The sequence below is a fragment of the Acidovorax sp. SRB_14 genome, from assembly GCF_012932145.1.
In the GTDB taxonomy this organism is placed as follows: domain Bacteria; phylum Pseudomonadota; class Gammaproteobacteria; order Burkholderiales; family Burkholderiaceae_C; genus Simplicispira.
On record NZ_MWOK01000001.1, the window covers coordinates 220,659 to 234,811 of the forward strand.

Annotated in this window: 12 protein-coding genes; 8 read left to right on the forward strand and 4 right to left on the reverse strand. The window is 66.2% G+C overall.

The annotated features are described in order from the left end of the window. Positions 1-2 precede the first annotated feature (2 nt). Genes B2J86_RS00990 through B2J86_RS01000 form a run of 3 tightly spaced genes read right to left on the reverse strand, consistent with a single transcriptional unit; the run spans position 3 to position 3,020 of the window. Positions 3-1,529 carry a type II and III secretion system protein family protein gene (locus B2J86_RS00990; protein ID WP_173024506.1) on the reverse strand — a complete coding sequence of 509 codons (1,527 nt, stop codon included), beginning with the start codon at positions 1,527-1,529 and terminating at the stop codon, positions 3-5. A 24-nt stretch (positions 1,530-1,553) separates the two neighbouring features. Then, positions 1,554-2,405, reverse strand: a complete 852-nt coding sequence (gene cpaB / locus B2J86_RS00995; protein ID WP_173024507.1) for a Flp pilus assembly protein CpaB — start codon at positions 2,403-2,405, stop codon at positions 1,554-1,556. A gap of 30 nt (positions 2,406-2,435) precedes the next feature. After that, positions 2,436-3,020 carry a prepilin peptidase gene (locus B2J86_RS01000; RefSeq protein WP_173024508.1) on the reverse strand — a complete coding sequence of 195 codons (585 nt, stop codon included), beginning with the start codon at positions 3,018-3,020 and terminating at the stop codon, positions 2,436-2,438. A 583-nt stretch (positions 3,021-3,603) separates the two neighbouring features. On the opposite strand from B2J86_RS01000, the gene B2J86_RS01005 reads away from it, so the two are divergent. The 3 genes from B2J86_RS01005 to B2J86_RS01015 all read left to right on the forward strand — a co-directional run bounded on the left by B2J86_RS01005 (position 3,604) and on the right by B2J86_RS01015 (position 5,629). Next, positions 3,604-4,068: a hypothetical protein gene (locus B2J86_RS01005; protein ID WP_173024509.1), complete on the forward strand. Its 465-nt coding sequence runs from the start codon at positions 3,604-3,606 to the stop codon at positions 4,066-4,068. A 60-nt stretch (positions 4,069-4,128) separates the two neighbouring features. Further along, the gene (locus tag B2J86_RS01010) at positions 4,129-4,725 is read left to right on the forward strand and encodes a hypothetical protein (RefSeq protein WP_206041333.1); all 597 of its coding nucleotides are present in this window, start codon (positions 4,129-4,131) and stop codon (positions 4,723-4,725) included. A 208-nt stretch (positions 4,726-4,933) separates the two neighbouring features. Further along, positions 4,934-5,629: a hypothetical protein gene (locus B2J86_RS01015; RefSeq protein WP_254067940.1), complete on the forward strand. Its 696-nt coding sequence runs from the start codon at positions 4,934-4,936 to the stop codon at positions 5,627-5,629. A 245-nt stretch (positions 5,630-5,874) separates the two neighbouring features. Here the strand turns inward: B2J86_RS01015 and B2J86_RS01020 are convergent, their stop codons facing one another. Beyond that, on the reverse strand, positions 5,875-8,550 hold the full coding sequence (locus B2J86_RS01020; protein WP_173024510.1) for a bifunctional acetate--CoA ligase family protein/GNAT family N-acetyltransferase: 2,676 nt from the start codon (positions 8,548-8,550) through the stop codon (positions 5,875-5,877). 191 nt (positions 8,551-8,741) lie between these two features. Here B2J86_RS01020 and B2J86_RS01025 point away from each other — a divergent pair, with 191 nt between their 5' ends. The 5 genes from B2J86_RS01025 (at position 8,742) to B2J86_RS01045 (ending at position 14,138) form a co-directional block, all read left to right on the forward strand. Then, on the forward strand, positions 8,742-10,124 hold the full coding sequence (locus B2J86_RS01025; protein WP_173024595.1) for a GGDEF domain-containing protein: 1,383 nt from the start codon (positions 8,742-8,744) through the stop codon (positions 10,122-10,124). A 90-nt stretch (positions 10,125-10,214) separates the two neighbouring features. Next, the gene (locus tag B2J86_RS01030) at positions 10,215-10,682 is read left to right on the forward strand and encodes a CopD family protein (RefSeq protein ID WP_169633132.1); all 468 of its coding nucleotides are present in this window, start codon (positions 10,215-10,217) and stop codon (positions 10,680-10,682) included. A 185-nt stretch (positions 10,683-10,867) separates the two neighbouring features. Then, positions 10,868-11,368 carry a MarR family winged helix-turn-helix transcriptional regulator gene (locus B2J86_RS01035; RefSeq protein WP_169633133.1) on the forward strand — a complete coding sequence of 167 codons (501 nt, stop codon included), beginning with the start codon at positions 10,868-10,870 and terminating at the stop codon, positions 11,366-11,368. 23 nt (positions 11,369-11,391) lie between these two features. Beyond that, on the forward strand, positions 11,392-12,852 hold the full coding sequence (locus tag B2J86_RS01040) for an efflux transporter outer membrane subunit (RefSeq protein WP_173024511.1): 1,461 nt from the start codon (positions 11,392-11,394) through the stop codon (positions 12,850-12,852). A gap of 35 nt (positions 12,853-12,887) precedes the next feature. After that, positions 12,888-14,138: an efflux RND transporter periplasmic adaptor subunit gene (locus tag B2J86_RS01045; protein WP_169168494.1), complete on the forward strand. Its 1,251-nt coding sequence runs from the start codon at positions 12,888-12,890 to the stop codon at positions 14,136-14,138. The last annotated feature ends 15 nt before the right edge of the window (positions 14,139-14,153 follow it).

Here is a 14,153-nt window from a genome sequence, read left to right on the forward strand (position 1 = left end):
CATTACTTGATTTCAGCGGCGGGAGCCGGAGCGGCAGATGCCGGCGCAGCGCCTTCCAGACTGCCGTTGAAAATCACTTCAGCGCGGCTCGGCACCACATGGTTGTCAGTCGGCAGCCTGGGAACCTCCATCAGCGGCTTGACCAGGCGAGGGGTCACGATGAACAGCAGCTCGGTCTGGTCGTTCTGGAACTCGGTACTGCGGAACAAGGCGCCCATGACCGGCACTTCACCCAGGCCGGGGAAGCGCTTGATGGTTTCGGTAACGTTGTTCTTGATCAGACCGGCAATCACGAAGCTTTGTCCATCGTTGAGTTGCACGGTGGTATCTGCCCGGCGCACCGTGAGCGAAGGCAAGATAGAGGTCACGCCGTTGACGCTGGTGAAAGGCGAGCCGGTTTGCAACAGATCAGAGACTTCCGACACCATTTTCAAGTTGACCCGGGTGCCATCGAGCACGGTCGGCGTGAACTTGACACCGATGCCAAACTCCTTCTCCTCCAGCGTGATGGTGGGTCTGCCGTTTGTGTTGTCTTGCGACACCGGAATGAAAATCTTGCCGCCCGAAAGGAAGCTGGCGGATTGGCCACTGATAGCCATGATGTTGGGCTCGGCCAGCACCCGCACCAGGCCATCGTCTTTCTGGCCATCGAGATTGAGCGCAGTCCTGCCGACCCTCAGCGCTTGCAGCAATCCACCACCATTGCTGAGGAAATTGGAAAGCAAGGAGAAGCTGTTGGCACCACCATCACTCGAGCGGTTGATGGCGACACTGGCACCGAATTTATCCAGCAAGGTTTTGCTGACCTCGGCAATCTTGACCTCCAGCATGACTTGCTGCGGCGTCGAGATGCGCAGCATGTTGACGACCTTCTTGCCATCGCCGTAGGCGGTGGCAAGACTCATCACTTCGTCGAGCCTGATGGCGTCGCTGACCCGGCCGGTCAGCACAATGGCGTTCTCGGCGCCTTTGACCTTGATGCCGGTTTCTTCAGGCATCAACTCGGCGAGCTTGGACTGCAGCGTGTCCGGATCGATGGTGACGATGATGTCCTTGACCACGCAACGCCCATCGGCACTCTGCAGGATCACGTTCATGGAGCCGGCCTTTTTGCCCAGAAAGAACAGTTCTCTGGGGCTGAGCAACGTGATCTCCACATCTGCTACGCCATCCGAACCTTGTGCTGAAGCCGCCGGCACTGCCGGTGCATTGGCTGGCATTCCGGAGACCGCCTTGTCGGCCGCTGAAATCGCCCGGCCTGCGCGGCTGAACGAATGCCCGCCAACGAGCATGCGGGATGCGGGGTAATCCAGCGGTATGACGCGCGACTTGCCGAGAGCCATATAGGTGGGGGGGTCGACCCTCGCCTCGCCAATACAGGGCTTTAAACCTGAGGTCGCGCGTGGTGCTTGGTCGACGGTCGGGTTCGTGGTCGGATGAGTGGCTGCAACTGCTTTGTCTTGGCTGAACGATTGGCCAGCCAGGGCCAATGTGGCAAGAAAAATCAGGCTCTTATATTTTTTGTGCATTTTATTTGCTCCCTCTTTTTTTATTTAGAAACAGTTGATAAATCGGGAACCGTTCTGAATCACTTCGACGCATTCAGTCGCTGGCTGCGCGGCCGGCTTGGCTATCACTGCTTTTGGTTTGTAGACAGACGTCGTGGTAGCTGCCACTTTCACGGCGGCGGGCGGTACTTCCTTTTCGCCAAAAAGCTGGCTCTTGGTAATGCCAGAAGTGGCTACGGTTTTCTTGTCAATCTGGTTGCGCAATACCAATGACAGGGTGCCGACACTGCGGGCCAGGTCGAGTTTTTCGGAGTCTTCGAGCGACAACTCCAGGGTGACGGCGCTGACGACCTTGGGTTTGGTGTCATCCCGGCTTGACTCCTGGGCCACGGCCAACACCAGCACATGCTCGAGCACGGTCTTGCTGATTTGTTTGCCTTCTTCCCCCTTGCCCTTGTCTTGCTGGGCATTGACCATGACATCGACGTAATTTCCAGGAAGAGCGAAGCCGGCCACGCCGACGACGTCATTGACGCGCACGGTCATCGCCCGCTTGCCTTCGGCAATGACGGCCGAAAGACCGCCCTGGGTACCAGCAGGTGCCAGCTTGCGCTCCAGCACCGCGTCGCCTCTCAGCACGCTGACTTTAACGACCCGGTCCTGCAGCTCGTTGATGTCCTTGAAAGAGCCTTCCGGTATGGAACCGCTGGGCCAGTCCGTCGATGTGAGCATTTGCGGATTGATCTTGCTGCCCATTTCAATATCGACCGCAGCGACGACGACTTTGTGGGAGGCAATATTCGATTGCCGTGCTGCCCAGCCTGCTGCATAGACTGCCGCTGCCAGACCGACCATCAAGGCAAGAAACAACAATCCGAGGGCTTTAATGTTTTTCATTGCTGTCTTTCATGGGCTTGAGTGAACGATTTATGCGTAACCTAGTTGCTTTGCCACGGCGTACGTCATTGTTCCAATACTGATGCAGATGCCATACGGCAGTTTTCCTACCGATTTTTGTGCCTCTATCTGCACTTCCGGCTTGAAACCGCCAACAGCCGAAATCACCACCATTTGCACAGTGTCCTTGACATTAAGCAGCATGCGTACCAATGCCTTGGCATATAGCGCAAATACCAATGCCGCAATACCACCCACAATGAATGAAAAAATGACGGCATACAAGGTATCGCTCACACCCAGGAAAGCACCCACCATGGCCATTAACTTTACATCCCCGGCACCCATCACTCTCAATGCGTATAAGGGCAGCATGATCAAAAACCCCAGCACGAGCCCTCCCAATGCCCAAAAAAATCCATGGTCGCGTGAAAACGGCACTATCGCGCTGTAAATCAATCCAAAAACAATACCGCTGACAGTTAACCAATTGGGAATCTTATAGGTACGGTAGTCGTTCACAGAAGCCGCCACCAGAAATATAAACAGAACGGCGGTGCGCGGATCCTTGATGAGCGCCACCAGGAGTTCCATTAAAGAATAAAATTCTTGCATGATCTACCCTTGCATTTCTTTGGACAGCGCGAGAAACGAAAGTGCGCTAACCACCGCGATAATTGCCCCTATTAATATGCACTCTATAAGCGACACGCCGGACTCGCCCTTTAAAAACTCCACAACGGCATGCAACAGATGGCCGACTGATTGCATATATATCTCCAGTTTGGTATATTTTTGATTTTTATTCACTCCACCTGGAGACAATGCTCTTGCGGATAAATTAAATATAGCCACGCAAGGAATGGGAGCATGGGCATTGAGCCCTTTTTTGATTAGGCCAAAGCGCCTTTTTTTAGGCGCATGGGTAGTACAAATCTACTAAGGTAAATTGGCAAAACATCCCCTGATCCAACAGGCATCAGCGTCTAGTGGCGTCCTCGCAGCCAGGGAGCCATCCAAGCTGGCGGATATCTCCTACACGCTCACGGGCGCTTTTTCCGCTGGCCCGGACAGCGCCGGGTAGCACACTGAAAGTTCGAACTGGGAACAGGCCACCGCCCCCGTGGCACACCGTTCCCCACCGCGCCCTGCGGCCTGCTTCTGGTTCGTTTACCCACTTTCGGACAAGGAGAAAGCCATGTTGAACGCATCGATCAAAGCCATGTCAGTGGGCGCAGCCCTGGCGCTGGCAGCCAGCGGCGCATTCGCCCAGACGACCCCGAGTACGAGCACACAGCCTCCTGCCTCGGTCGGCGTCACACCGCAAGACGCGTCCCAAGCCACCCAGAAGGCCGTGCCGCGCTCGGACACCGGCACCGTGGTGCGCACCGACCAGTCTGCCGCCGACCGCGCCCGGGATGCCGCCAACCAGGTCCAGAACCGCACCGGCACCGGCACTAGCACTACCAACACCACCACCGGCACGACTGGCAATGCGGGCACGGCCGGCAGCACCAGCGGATCGATGGGAACGGGCTCCAGTGCATCGAACATGGACACCAACACCAACAACACCACGGGTTCCATGAGCTCCGACATGAACAGCAGTGGCCAGCGCATGGGCGCCTACGGCACCCGGCGCGCCCGTGCAGACCGCAACTGACGGCCTTGCTGTACCCCGTCCCAGCCTTTATTCATCCCTGTTGACCTGAGAGGAAAAGCCATGAACACGCCCTACAACCCGACCACCGACACGACCGGCATCAACTCCACCACCGGCACGACCACCACAACCACCCCCTCGGGCAAGCTCGTGACGGGCCTGTTCCCCGACCGCGACAGTGCCGAGGCCGCATACAACGCAGCGAACACCCGCGGCTACTCCAAGGACGACGTGAACCTGGTGATGTCCGATGAAACCCGCACCCGCCACTTTGGCGACACGACCGCGGGCCGGGAAACCGAGCTGGGCAACAAGGCAGCCGAAGGCGCAGGCATTGGCGGCGCCATTGGCGGCACCGTGGGCGCGGTCATCGCGGCCATTGCCGCCGTGGGCACGACGCTGGCACTGCCTGGCCTGGGTCTGGTGATTGCCGGCCCGCTGGCAGCGGCCGCCGCAGGTGCTGGAGCGGGTGCTGCCGGTGGTGGCCTGATCGGCGCACTGATCGGCTGGAACATCCCCGAAGAGCGCGTCAAGCACTATGAAGAAGGCATCAAGCGCGGTGGCATTCTGATGGGTCTGCGCACCAAGTCGGACGACGACGCCGCCTATCTCGAAAACGAGTGGCGCAACAACCGCGGCGAGCACGTGTACCGCTGATCGGCAATGCACCGGCCGGCCAGGCACGCGCCGCGGCGCACCGCCCCGAGCGCTCTGGCATAGTAGACACTGACCTTCGCGGTTTTGATAGCCGTTCGACGAGCGGCCATTTCACACGAAATGGCCGCTTTTTTGTGAAGCGTGTGGATGGCTGCGCCACCTGCGTGCGCCACAGAATCATGAATCTGACGTTTCGTTGCCCTTTCCCATGACACTGCCCTGCTCCTCTTCTTGGCTCCATTGGATCCGTGCGTGCACGGTGCTGGGGGCTGTGGCGGCCGGGTGCGGTGGCGCCGCGCAGGCGGCGCCGGCCCGCGGCAGCGCCACCATTCCCCGCGCAACGACCGCGGCGCAGCCCGCGCTGTCGTCCGAGGCGCGCGCGGTGGCCCACTGGGTGAGGCGCAGCGGCAACAACGCGCGGCTGCCGTTCGTGCTGGTGGACAAGCGCGCTGCCGCGGTGCATGTGTTCAGCGCCGACGGCACGCTCCAGGCATCCGCCCCCGTGCTGCTGGGCCTGGCGCGGGGCGACCGCTCGGTGCCCGGCATCGGCGAGCGGCCCATGTCCCGCATCGCACCGCACGAGCGCACCACGCCTGCCGGGCGCTTTGTCTCCGAGCCGGGGCGCAATCTGCAGGGCGAGGACATTGTCTGGATCGACTACGACGACGCGGTCTCGCTGCACCGGGTGCGCGCGACCAACCCGGCTGAGCGCCGCCTGCAGCGCCTGGCCAGCGCCACGCCGGCAGACAACCGCATCTCGTACGGCTGCGTGAACGTGCCCGCCGCGTTCTACGACCGCTTTGTGCTGCCCCACCTGGGCCATGCGCCGGGCGTGGTCTATGTGCTGCCGGAGATGCAGTCTGCGGCCTCGTTTTTTGGCTTCGACCCGGTCGCGGCACGGTGACAGCGCAGCCCACAAGGCATCTGGACGGCGGCCGCCATGCCCTCCGAATAAATCATGAAATAGGCCTCTAACGCAGGCCCATCAAGCGACAGAAGCTCTCATTTAAAGAGCACCGAAGCACTGGCGGTGCCACCGATGCGTGTGGCAATGCGACACGCGCACGGCTTTCCGCGCTCCCGACCGTGCTCCGCCACTGGACGACGGGCAAGCGCAACGGCGCTGCCAAGGGCGCGCAGGGAATCCATTCACAGCCGGTGCGTCACGAGCTTGAAGTCGGCATCCTCGGCAAAAGGCTTGATGGCAAAACCCAGATTGCGCATCAGGCGCAGCATGCTGGTGTTGTTGGCCAGCACCAGGCCTTCGATTTCCGCCAGGCCGCGGTCACGCGCCACGTCCATGATGCTGAGCATCAGGCGCGAGCCCAGTCCCTTGCCGTTGAAATCGTCGGCCACCACCAGGCCGAACTCGCAGCTGCTGTGGTCGGGGTTGGTGACGTAGCGCGAGACGCCCACCAGGCGCTCGGTTTCGGTCACGGTGCCGTCGGCGGCCACCTGGCGCTCACGGAAGATGGCGGCAAGCGCCATCTCGCGGTCGTAGTCGATCAGCGCAAAGCGCGCCAGCATCGAGGGCGGCAGCTCGACCAGCGATGACACGAAGCGAAAGTAGCGGCTCTGCGGCGACAGGCCCTGCACCAGCGCCTGCAGCTGCGGCGCATCGTCGGGGCGGATGGGGCGCACGGTGTACTGGCCGCCGTCGCGCAGCGGCCAGACATGCTCGTACTGCGCCGGGTACGGCGGTATGGCCAGGTGGCCAAAGCCGCTGCTGTGCTGCGCGTGCCCGATGACGATGCGCGCGTCGACCGCCACCGCGCCGAACTCGTCGACGATCAGCGGGTTGATGTCCATCTCGCGCAGCGAGGGCAGCGCGCACACCATCTCGGAAACGCGCAGCAGCGTCTGCTCCAGCACCTCGCGGTTCACGGCCTGGGCGTTACGCCACTCGCCCAGGGTCTGCGCCACGCGCGAGCGCTCGATCAGGTGGTGCGCCAGGTACTGGTTGAGCGGCGGCAGCTCCATCGCGCGGTCGTTGATCAGCTCGATCATGGTGCCGCCCGCGCCAAAGGTGATGACCGGGCCGAACGGCTCATCGCTGACCATGCCGATGCAGATTTCGCGCCCGCGCTGGCCGCGCGCCATGCGCTGCACGCTCACGCCGTTGATGCGCGCGCCGGGCTGCGCGTGCGCCACGCGCTGCACCATGTCGTTGTAGGCGTCGCGCGCCGCCGAGCCATTGCGGATGTCGAGCGCCACGCCGCCCACGTCGGACTTGTGCGCCACATCGGGCGAATCGATCTTGAGCGCCACCGGAAAGCCCAGCTGCGTGGCGATCATCATGGCCTCGTTGGCGCTGCGCGCCAGAACGGTCTGCGTGACGGGGATGTGGAAGGCCGCCAGCAGCGTCTTGGACTCGATCTCGGTCAGCACATGCCGCTGCTCGGCCAGCACGCTCTCGATCAGCAGGCGTGCGCCGGCGATGTCGGGCTTGGCCAGCGCGCTCAGCGAGGTCGGCGTCTGCTGCAGCATCTTCTGGTTTTGGTAGAACGAAGCGATGTCGCCAAACGCGCCCACCGCCGCCTCGGGCGTGCGGAAGGCCGGCAGCGCCGCCTCGCGCAGCACAGCGCGCGCCGGCACCACCTGGGCATCGCCCATGAAGCAGGTCAGCAGCGGCTTGGACATCTGGCGTGCGGTCTGCGCCAGCGCGCGCGCTACGCCGCTGGCATCGGCGTTGCTGCGCGGCGAATAGATGGCCAGCACACCGTCGACCAAGGGCTCGGCGCTGGCCGCTTCGACCGCCAGCTGGTAGTGCGCCGGCGTGGCGTCTTCCGATAAATTGATCAGGTCGCTGAGCGAGGCGAGCGGGGGCAGCTGTGGCGCCAGCGCCTGCGCGCGCGGCCCCTGCAGCGTGCCCAGGTCGAGGCCGATTTCATTGACCCAGTCGGCCGCCAGCACCCCCGGGCCGCCACCGTTGGTGACGATGGCCAGGCGCGGGCCGACGGCGCGGTAGCGCGAGGCCAGGCACTTGGCGGCCGAGAACAATTCCACGAACGAGCGTACGCGCACCGCGCCCGCGCGCCGCAGGGCGGCATCGAACACGTCGTCGCTGCCGACGATGGCCGCGCTGTGCGTGAGCGCCGCGCGGTTGCCGGCCGGCTTGCGCCCGGCCTTGAGCACGACCACCGGCTTGGCGTGTGCGGCCGAGCGCAGCGCGCTCATGAATTCGCGCGCATTCGAGATGCCTTCGAGGTAGACGACGATGCTTTGCGTGTGCGGGTCGCTGGCCAGGAAGTCGAGCACCTGCGCGATGTCGAGCGCCGTTTCGGGCCCGAGCGACACCACCGACGAAAAGCCCACGCCGTTGTTGCCGGCCCAGTCCAGGATGGCCGAGGTCAGCGCCCCCGACTGCGACACCAGCGCCAGCGGGCCGGCATTGGCCAGTGGACCGACTGCGCTGGCGTTGAGGCCCAAGACCGGGCGCTGCAGGCCCATGCTGTTGGGGCCGAGCAGGTAGATGCCCTCGCGCTGGGCGATTTTCTTCAGCTCTGCGGCCTCGGCCGCGCCCACCCCGCTGGAGATGACCAGCGCCGCGCGCGAGCCGATGCGCGCGGCCACCTCCAGCGCTGCCGGCAGGTCCTGCGCCGGCAGGGCAATGACCGTGAGGTCGGCGCGCCGCTGCGCCAGGTCGGCCAGCGTGCCGCTGGTGTGGACATCGAGAAACTGCAACGTGCCCTTGAACTTCTGTGCCCGCAGCGCGCTGTGCACGGCCCGCGCCTGCGGCGTGAGCTGCTCGGGGGCCTCGGAGCTGCCAGCCAGCACGGCGATGGACGCTGGCGTGAAAAGGGGGGTGAGGTAGTGTTTGTCCATGGCGCGGTCGGCGGTCGGTGGAAGGCCGGCGCTCTGCCGGCGGGCACATGGCATTCTGCCTTGCCCGCAGCCGGCCCTGGCCGCACGCTTGTCACGCCAGGCGGGCACAATGCCGCGATGCCCGCCCGCTCCATTTCCCGCCCCACCGCCCGCTGCGCCGCGCCCTGAAAATGTCTTCACGCTCCGCCGCCATGCACCGCCTTTTGTCCACCAACCTCGCAGACCTGCTGCTCGACGCCGTCTGCATCGTCGATGTCGAAAGCCGCATCGTTTTTGTGAGTGCGGCATTCGAGCGCATTTTTGGCTACACCCCCGAAGAGGCCGTGGGTCTGCGCATGTTCGATCTGGTGCACCCGCACGACCGCGAGCTCACGCGGCAGGAAGCGCAGCGCGTGACGGACGGCGGGCTGCAACTGGGCTTCGAGAACCGCTACGTGCGCAAGGACGGCCGCATCGCGCACATCCGCTGGACCGCGCGCTGGGTGGAGACCGAGCAGGTGCGCGTGGCTGTGGCGCACGACGTCACCGAGCGCAAGCACACCGAGGCGCTGCAGGCCGCCGTGTACGCGATTTCCGAGGCGGCCCACACGGCCGAAGACCTGCTGGCGCTGTTCGAGCGCATCCACCAGACCCTGGGCGGCCTACTGGCGGCACAGAACTTTGCCGTGGCGCTGTACGACGCCGAGCGCGACGAGCTGAGCTTTCCTTATCACGTGAACGAACGCCATGCGGCGCCCCCGCCACTGCCGCTGGGCGCGGACGCGCTGTGCGCCCAGGTCATCCGCAGCGGGCAGACCTTGCTGGTCACGCCCGAGACCGCTGGCGCAGCGGAGGCAGCGGCGGCAGCGGCGCCCTATTGGCTCGGCGTGCCCCTGGCAACGCAGCGCGGCGCCATCGGCGCGCTGGTGCTGCAGGGCTATGGCGAGGACGCGCGCTACACCGAGAAGGACAGGGATTTGCTGCAGTTCGTGTCCGCGCAGATCGCGTTTGCCATCGAGCGCAAGCAGATGCATGCCCGGCTGCAGCACATGGCGCAGTTCGATCAGCTCACCGAGCTGCCCAACCGCCAGCTCTTTCTCGACCGCCTGCGCACCGCGCTGGCCCGGGCGCGGCGCGACCACACGCGGCTGTCGCTGCTGTTCCTGGACCTGGACCACTTCAAGCAGGTCAATGACACCCTCGGCCACGCTGCGGGCGACCTGCTGCTGCAACAGGTCGCCCAGCGGCTGCTCGGCTGCGTGCGCAGTTCGGACACGGTCGCGCGCCTGGGCGGCGACGAATTCGTGGTGCTGCTCGAAAGCGGCCAGTCGAGCGGCCACGCGGACAGCGTGGCGCAAAAGATCCTGGCCGCATTTGCCGCGCCCTTTACGCTGCCAGGCCAGCGCGTGGCCATCGTCCCGAGCATTGGCGTCGCGGTCTACCCCGACCACGGCAGCGAAGCCACCACGCTGCTGGCCCACGCCGACGCGGCCATGTACCAGTGCAAGAGAAACGGCGCTCCCGCCGCGTGGCGGGCCGCGAGCGCGCCCGCGCCCCACCCGAGCTGCCACGGCGGCGCCAGCACGACCGCCTGAAGCCTTCCCCGCCACGGCCGGCAGGCTGCGCCGGCCGGCCCCGACATGCATGCATCCCGCCCCACCAGGGCCTCTTTTGAAAGCTCCCCCATGCTCTACGCCACCCTCAAGCTCATCCACCTGCTGGCCCTCATCGTCTGGATCGGCGGCATGGTGTTCGCCCATTTCTTCCTGCGCCCGGCCGCGCAGACATTGCCTCCCGCGCTGCGCGTGCCGCTGATGCTGGGCGTGCTGCAGCGCTTTTTTGCCGCCATTGCGGCCGCGGTGGTGCTGGTGCTGGGCACGGGGCTGTGGATGATCGGCCGCGTCGCCAAGGAGGCCGTGCAGTCGGGCGGGCAGTTTTCGATGCCGCTGTCGTGGACCGTGATGGCCACGCTGGGCCTGGTGATGATGGCGATTTTTGGCCACATCCGCTTTGCGCTGTTCAAGCGCCTGCAGCGCGCCGCCGCCGCGTCGGACTGGGCGACGGGTGGCCAGGCGCTGGCGAGCATCCGCACCTGGGTGGTGGTCAACCTGTGGATCGGCGTGGCGATCGTGGCGGTGGTGCGGCTCGCCTGAGTTTGGAGTCCAAAGTGCCTTCAGCCCAATACCAACAAGCGCGGAAAGCTATTGATTAAATAGCGAAGACGCCCTGCCCCAAGGTATCCGATCCCTGTCGGCGCGGCGGCAAAAAAACCCCGCAGGGCTCCCGGGCATCAATTCATGTCGAGACAATCATTGTCTAGGCAAGTAAATTGCGCGCCATGTCCCAACCCGCTGCGGCGCCCCGCCCTTTCTATGAGCCCGGCCAGTACACGCCCGACCAGAGCGTGGGCTACCTGATGCGCAAGGTGCTCAGCTCCGTCCTGTCGCAGGCCGATGCGCAGCTTGCCGCGCACGACCTGACCTATGTGCAGTACCTGCCCCTCTACAAGCTCATGCGCTGCGAGAGCAACACCGTGGCCAGTCTCGCGCGCGACCTGGAGATCGACCCCGGCGCCATGACGCGCGCGCTCGACCGCCTCGAGGCCAAAGGCCTGGTGCGCCGCGAGCGCTCGACCGCGGACCGCCGCGTGGTGCACCTGGTGCTGACGGATGCGGGCCGCGAGGTCGCCGCCAAGGTGCCGGGCGCGCTCGCCGAGGTGCTCAACGGCCACCTGAGCGACTTCAGCCACGGTGAATGGCAACAGCTGCTGCAGTTTTTGCAGCGCATGCTGGCCAACGGCGAAGCGCTGCGCCAGTCCACCGGCAAGCCGGCCGGCTAATGCTTTCACTCCCCAAGACGCCCATGCCCTCCCCGTTTCCTTTAACCGCCGCTGCGCTGCGACGCCCCGCCGCCCTCGGCACGCTGGCGGCGGCCTGCCTGCTCGCCGCGGGCTGCGCCTCGCCCGGCCCTGCGCACCGGCCGCTGGCGGCCACCTCCCCGGCCGCGCTCGGCCTGGTCAACGCCGCATCGGCGCCGGCCGCCCCGCAGTGGTGGACGGCGCTGGGCGACGCCCAGCTCAACGCCCTCGTCGAACAGGCCCTGCAGGGCAGCCCCAGCCTGGCCGTGGGCCGTGCCCGCCTCGCGCGCGCGCAGGCGCTGGCCGAAGCCACCGGCACCGCCGCCCAACCGCACGCGCTGCTGGAGGCCGACGCCTCGCGCCAGCGCTACAGCGCCAACGGGCTGGTTCCGCCGCCCATTGCCGGCAACACCTGGACCAGTGCCAACCTGCAGGCCGGCCTGAACTGGTCGCCCGACTTCTTTGGCCAGCACGCTGCCGAACTGGCCGCCGCCGTGGGCCAGGCGCGCGCCGCGCAGGCCGACGCGGCCGCGGCCGCCAACGCCCTGGCCGCGCAGGTCAGCCGCAGCTATGTGGCGCTGGCGCGGCTGCTGGCGCAGCGCGCCGTGGCCGAGCGCAACCTGGCCCAGCGCAGCGCCATGCTGCAGCTCACGAACGAGCGCACGCAGGCGGGGCTCGACAGCCAGGTCGAACTGACGCAGGCCCAGGTCGCCCTGCCCGATGTGCGCACGCAGATCGAGGCGCTCGATGAACAGATCACGCTGGCGCGCCGCCAGCTGGCCGTGCTGTGCGGCCAGGCGCCCGATGCGCAGGCGCAGCTGGCGCCGCAGCTGCAGCATCTGGCGCTCAGCGACGTGCCCGAGCTGCTGGGCGCCGACCTGCTGGGCCGCCGCCCCGACGTGGTGGCCGCGCGCTGGCGCGTGGAGGCCGCCGCGCAGGACGTGGCCGTGGCGCGCACCCAGTTCTACCCCGACATCAACCTGAGCGCGTTCATCGGCCTCAACGCGCTTGGGTTGAACCACCTGTTCAACGCCGGCTCGCGCCAGATCGGCGTGGCGCCCGCGCTGCGCCTGCCGCTGTTCGACGGCACGCGGCTGCGCGCACAACTGGGCGGCCGGCAGGCTGAGCTCGACGCCGCGATCGCGCAGTACAACGGCGCGCTGCTCGATGCCGTCCAAGAGGCCGGCGACGCGATCGCCTCGGTGCAGTCGCTCGCGCGCCAGCAGGCGCTGCAGGGCGAGGCCAGCGCCAAGTCCGAGACCGCGTACGACTTCGCGGTGCAGCGCTACCGCGCCGGGCTGGGCAACTACCTGCTGGTGCTGAACACCGAAAGCCAGCTGCTCGCCCAGCGCCGCCTCGCGGTGGACCTGCGCGCGCGCCAGCTCGACACCCGCGTCGTGCTGATGAAGGCCCTGGGCGGCGGCTGGAGCGACGACACCGGCAGCCTGGAAACGGCAGCGCGCTGACCCCTGACAAAAACGCCTCTCGAAAGACCCTTGCCATGAGCGAAACCACCGCCGCAGCCCCTGCTGCCGCCCCCGCCACCAACCCCGCGCGCCGCCGCGGCCTGACCGTGATCGCCGTGGCACTGGCCGTGGCCGGCCTGGCCTGGGGCGGCTGGCAGTGGGTGCATGCGCGCCACTATGAGAGCACCGACAACGCCTACGCGGCCGGCAACGTGGTGCAGATCACGCCGCAGGTCGGCGGCACGGTGGTGGCCATCGGCGCCGACGACACCGACTTCGTGCGCGCCGGCCAGGTGCTGGTCAAGCTCGACGCGGCCGATGCCCGCGTGGCGCTGGAGCAGGCCGAGGCGCAGCTGGCACAGACCGTGCGCGAAGTGCGCACCCTGTTTGCCAACAACGCCCCGCTCAAGGCCCAGGTCAGCCTGCGCGAAGCCGACCTGGCGCGCGCCCAGTCCGACGCCGCGCGCGCCCAGGACGACGTGAACCGCCGCAGCCCCCTGCTGGCCACGGGCGCCGTGGGCAAGGAAGAGTTCCAGCACGCCACCGCGCAACTGGCCGCGGCCAAGAGCGCCGTCGCCGCCGCCCAGTCGGCGGTGCAGGCGGCCAAGGAACAACTGGTGGCCGGCCAGACGCAGACCGAGGGCACCAGTCCCGAAGAGCACCCCAACGTGAAGCGCGCCGCCGCCCGCGTGCGCGAGGCCTACCTGGCGCTGGAGCGCGCGCAGCTCAAGGCGCCGCTCGACGGCACCATCGCCAAGCGCGGCGTGCAACTGGGCCAGCGGGTGGCCGCTGGCGCGCCGCTGATGACGCTGGTGGCGTTGAACGACCTGTGGGTGGACGCCAATTTCAAGGAAAGCCAGCTCAAGAACCTGCGCATCGGCCAGAGCGCCGAACTGCAGGCCGACGTGTACGGCAGCAAGGTCACCTACCACGGCACCGTGGCGGGCCTGGGCGCAGGCACGGGCGCGGCGTTTGCGTTGCTGCCGGCGCAGAACGCCACCGGCAACTGGATCAAGGTGGTGCAGCGCGTGCCGGTGCGCATCGCGCTCGACCCGAAGGAAGTGGCCGCGCACCCGCTGCGCGTGGGCCTGTCGATGGACGTGTCGGTGGACATCCGCAACCAGGACGGCAAGACGCTGTCCGACACGCCGAGCACCACGCCGCCGCAGGCCACCGAGGTGTTCGACGCGCAGTTGCTCGCTGCCGACGCCGAGGTGCAGGCCATCATCGCTGCCAACCTGGGCCGCAAAGTGGCCGCGTCGGCGCGCCCGGCCGCAGCGCAATAAACGGCAGAACCGACC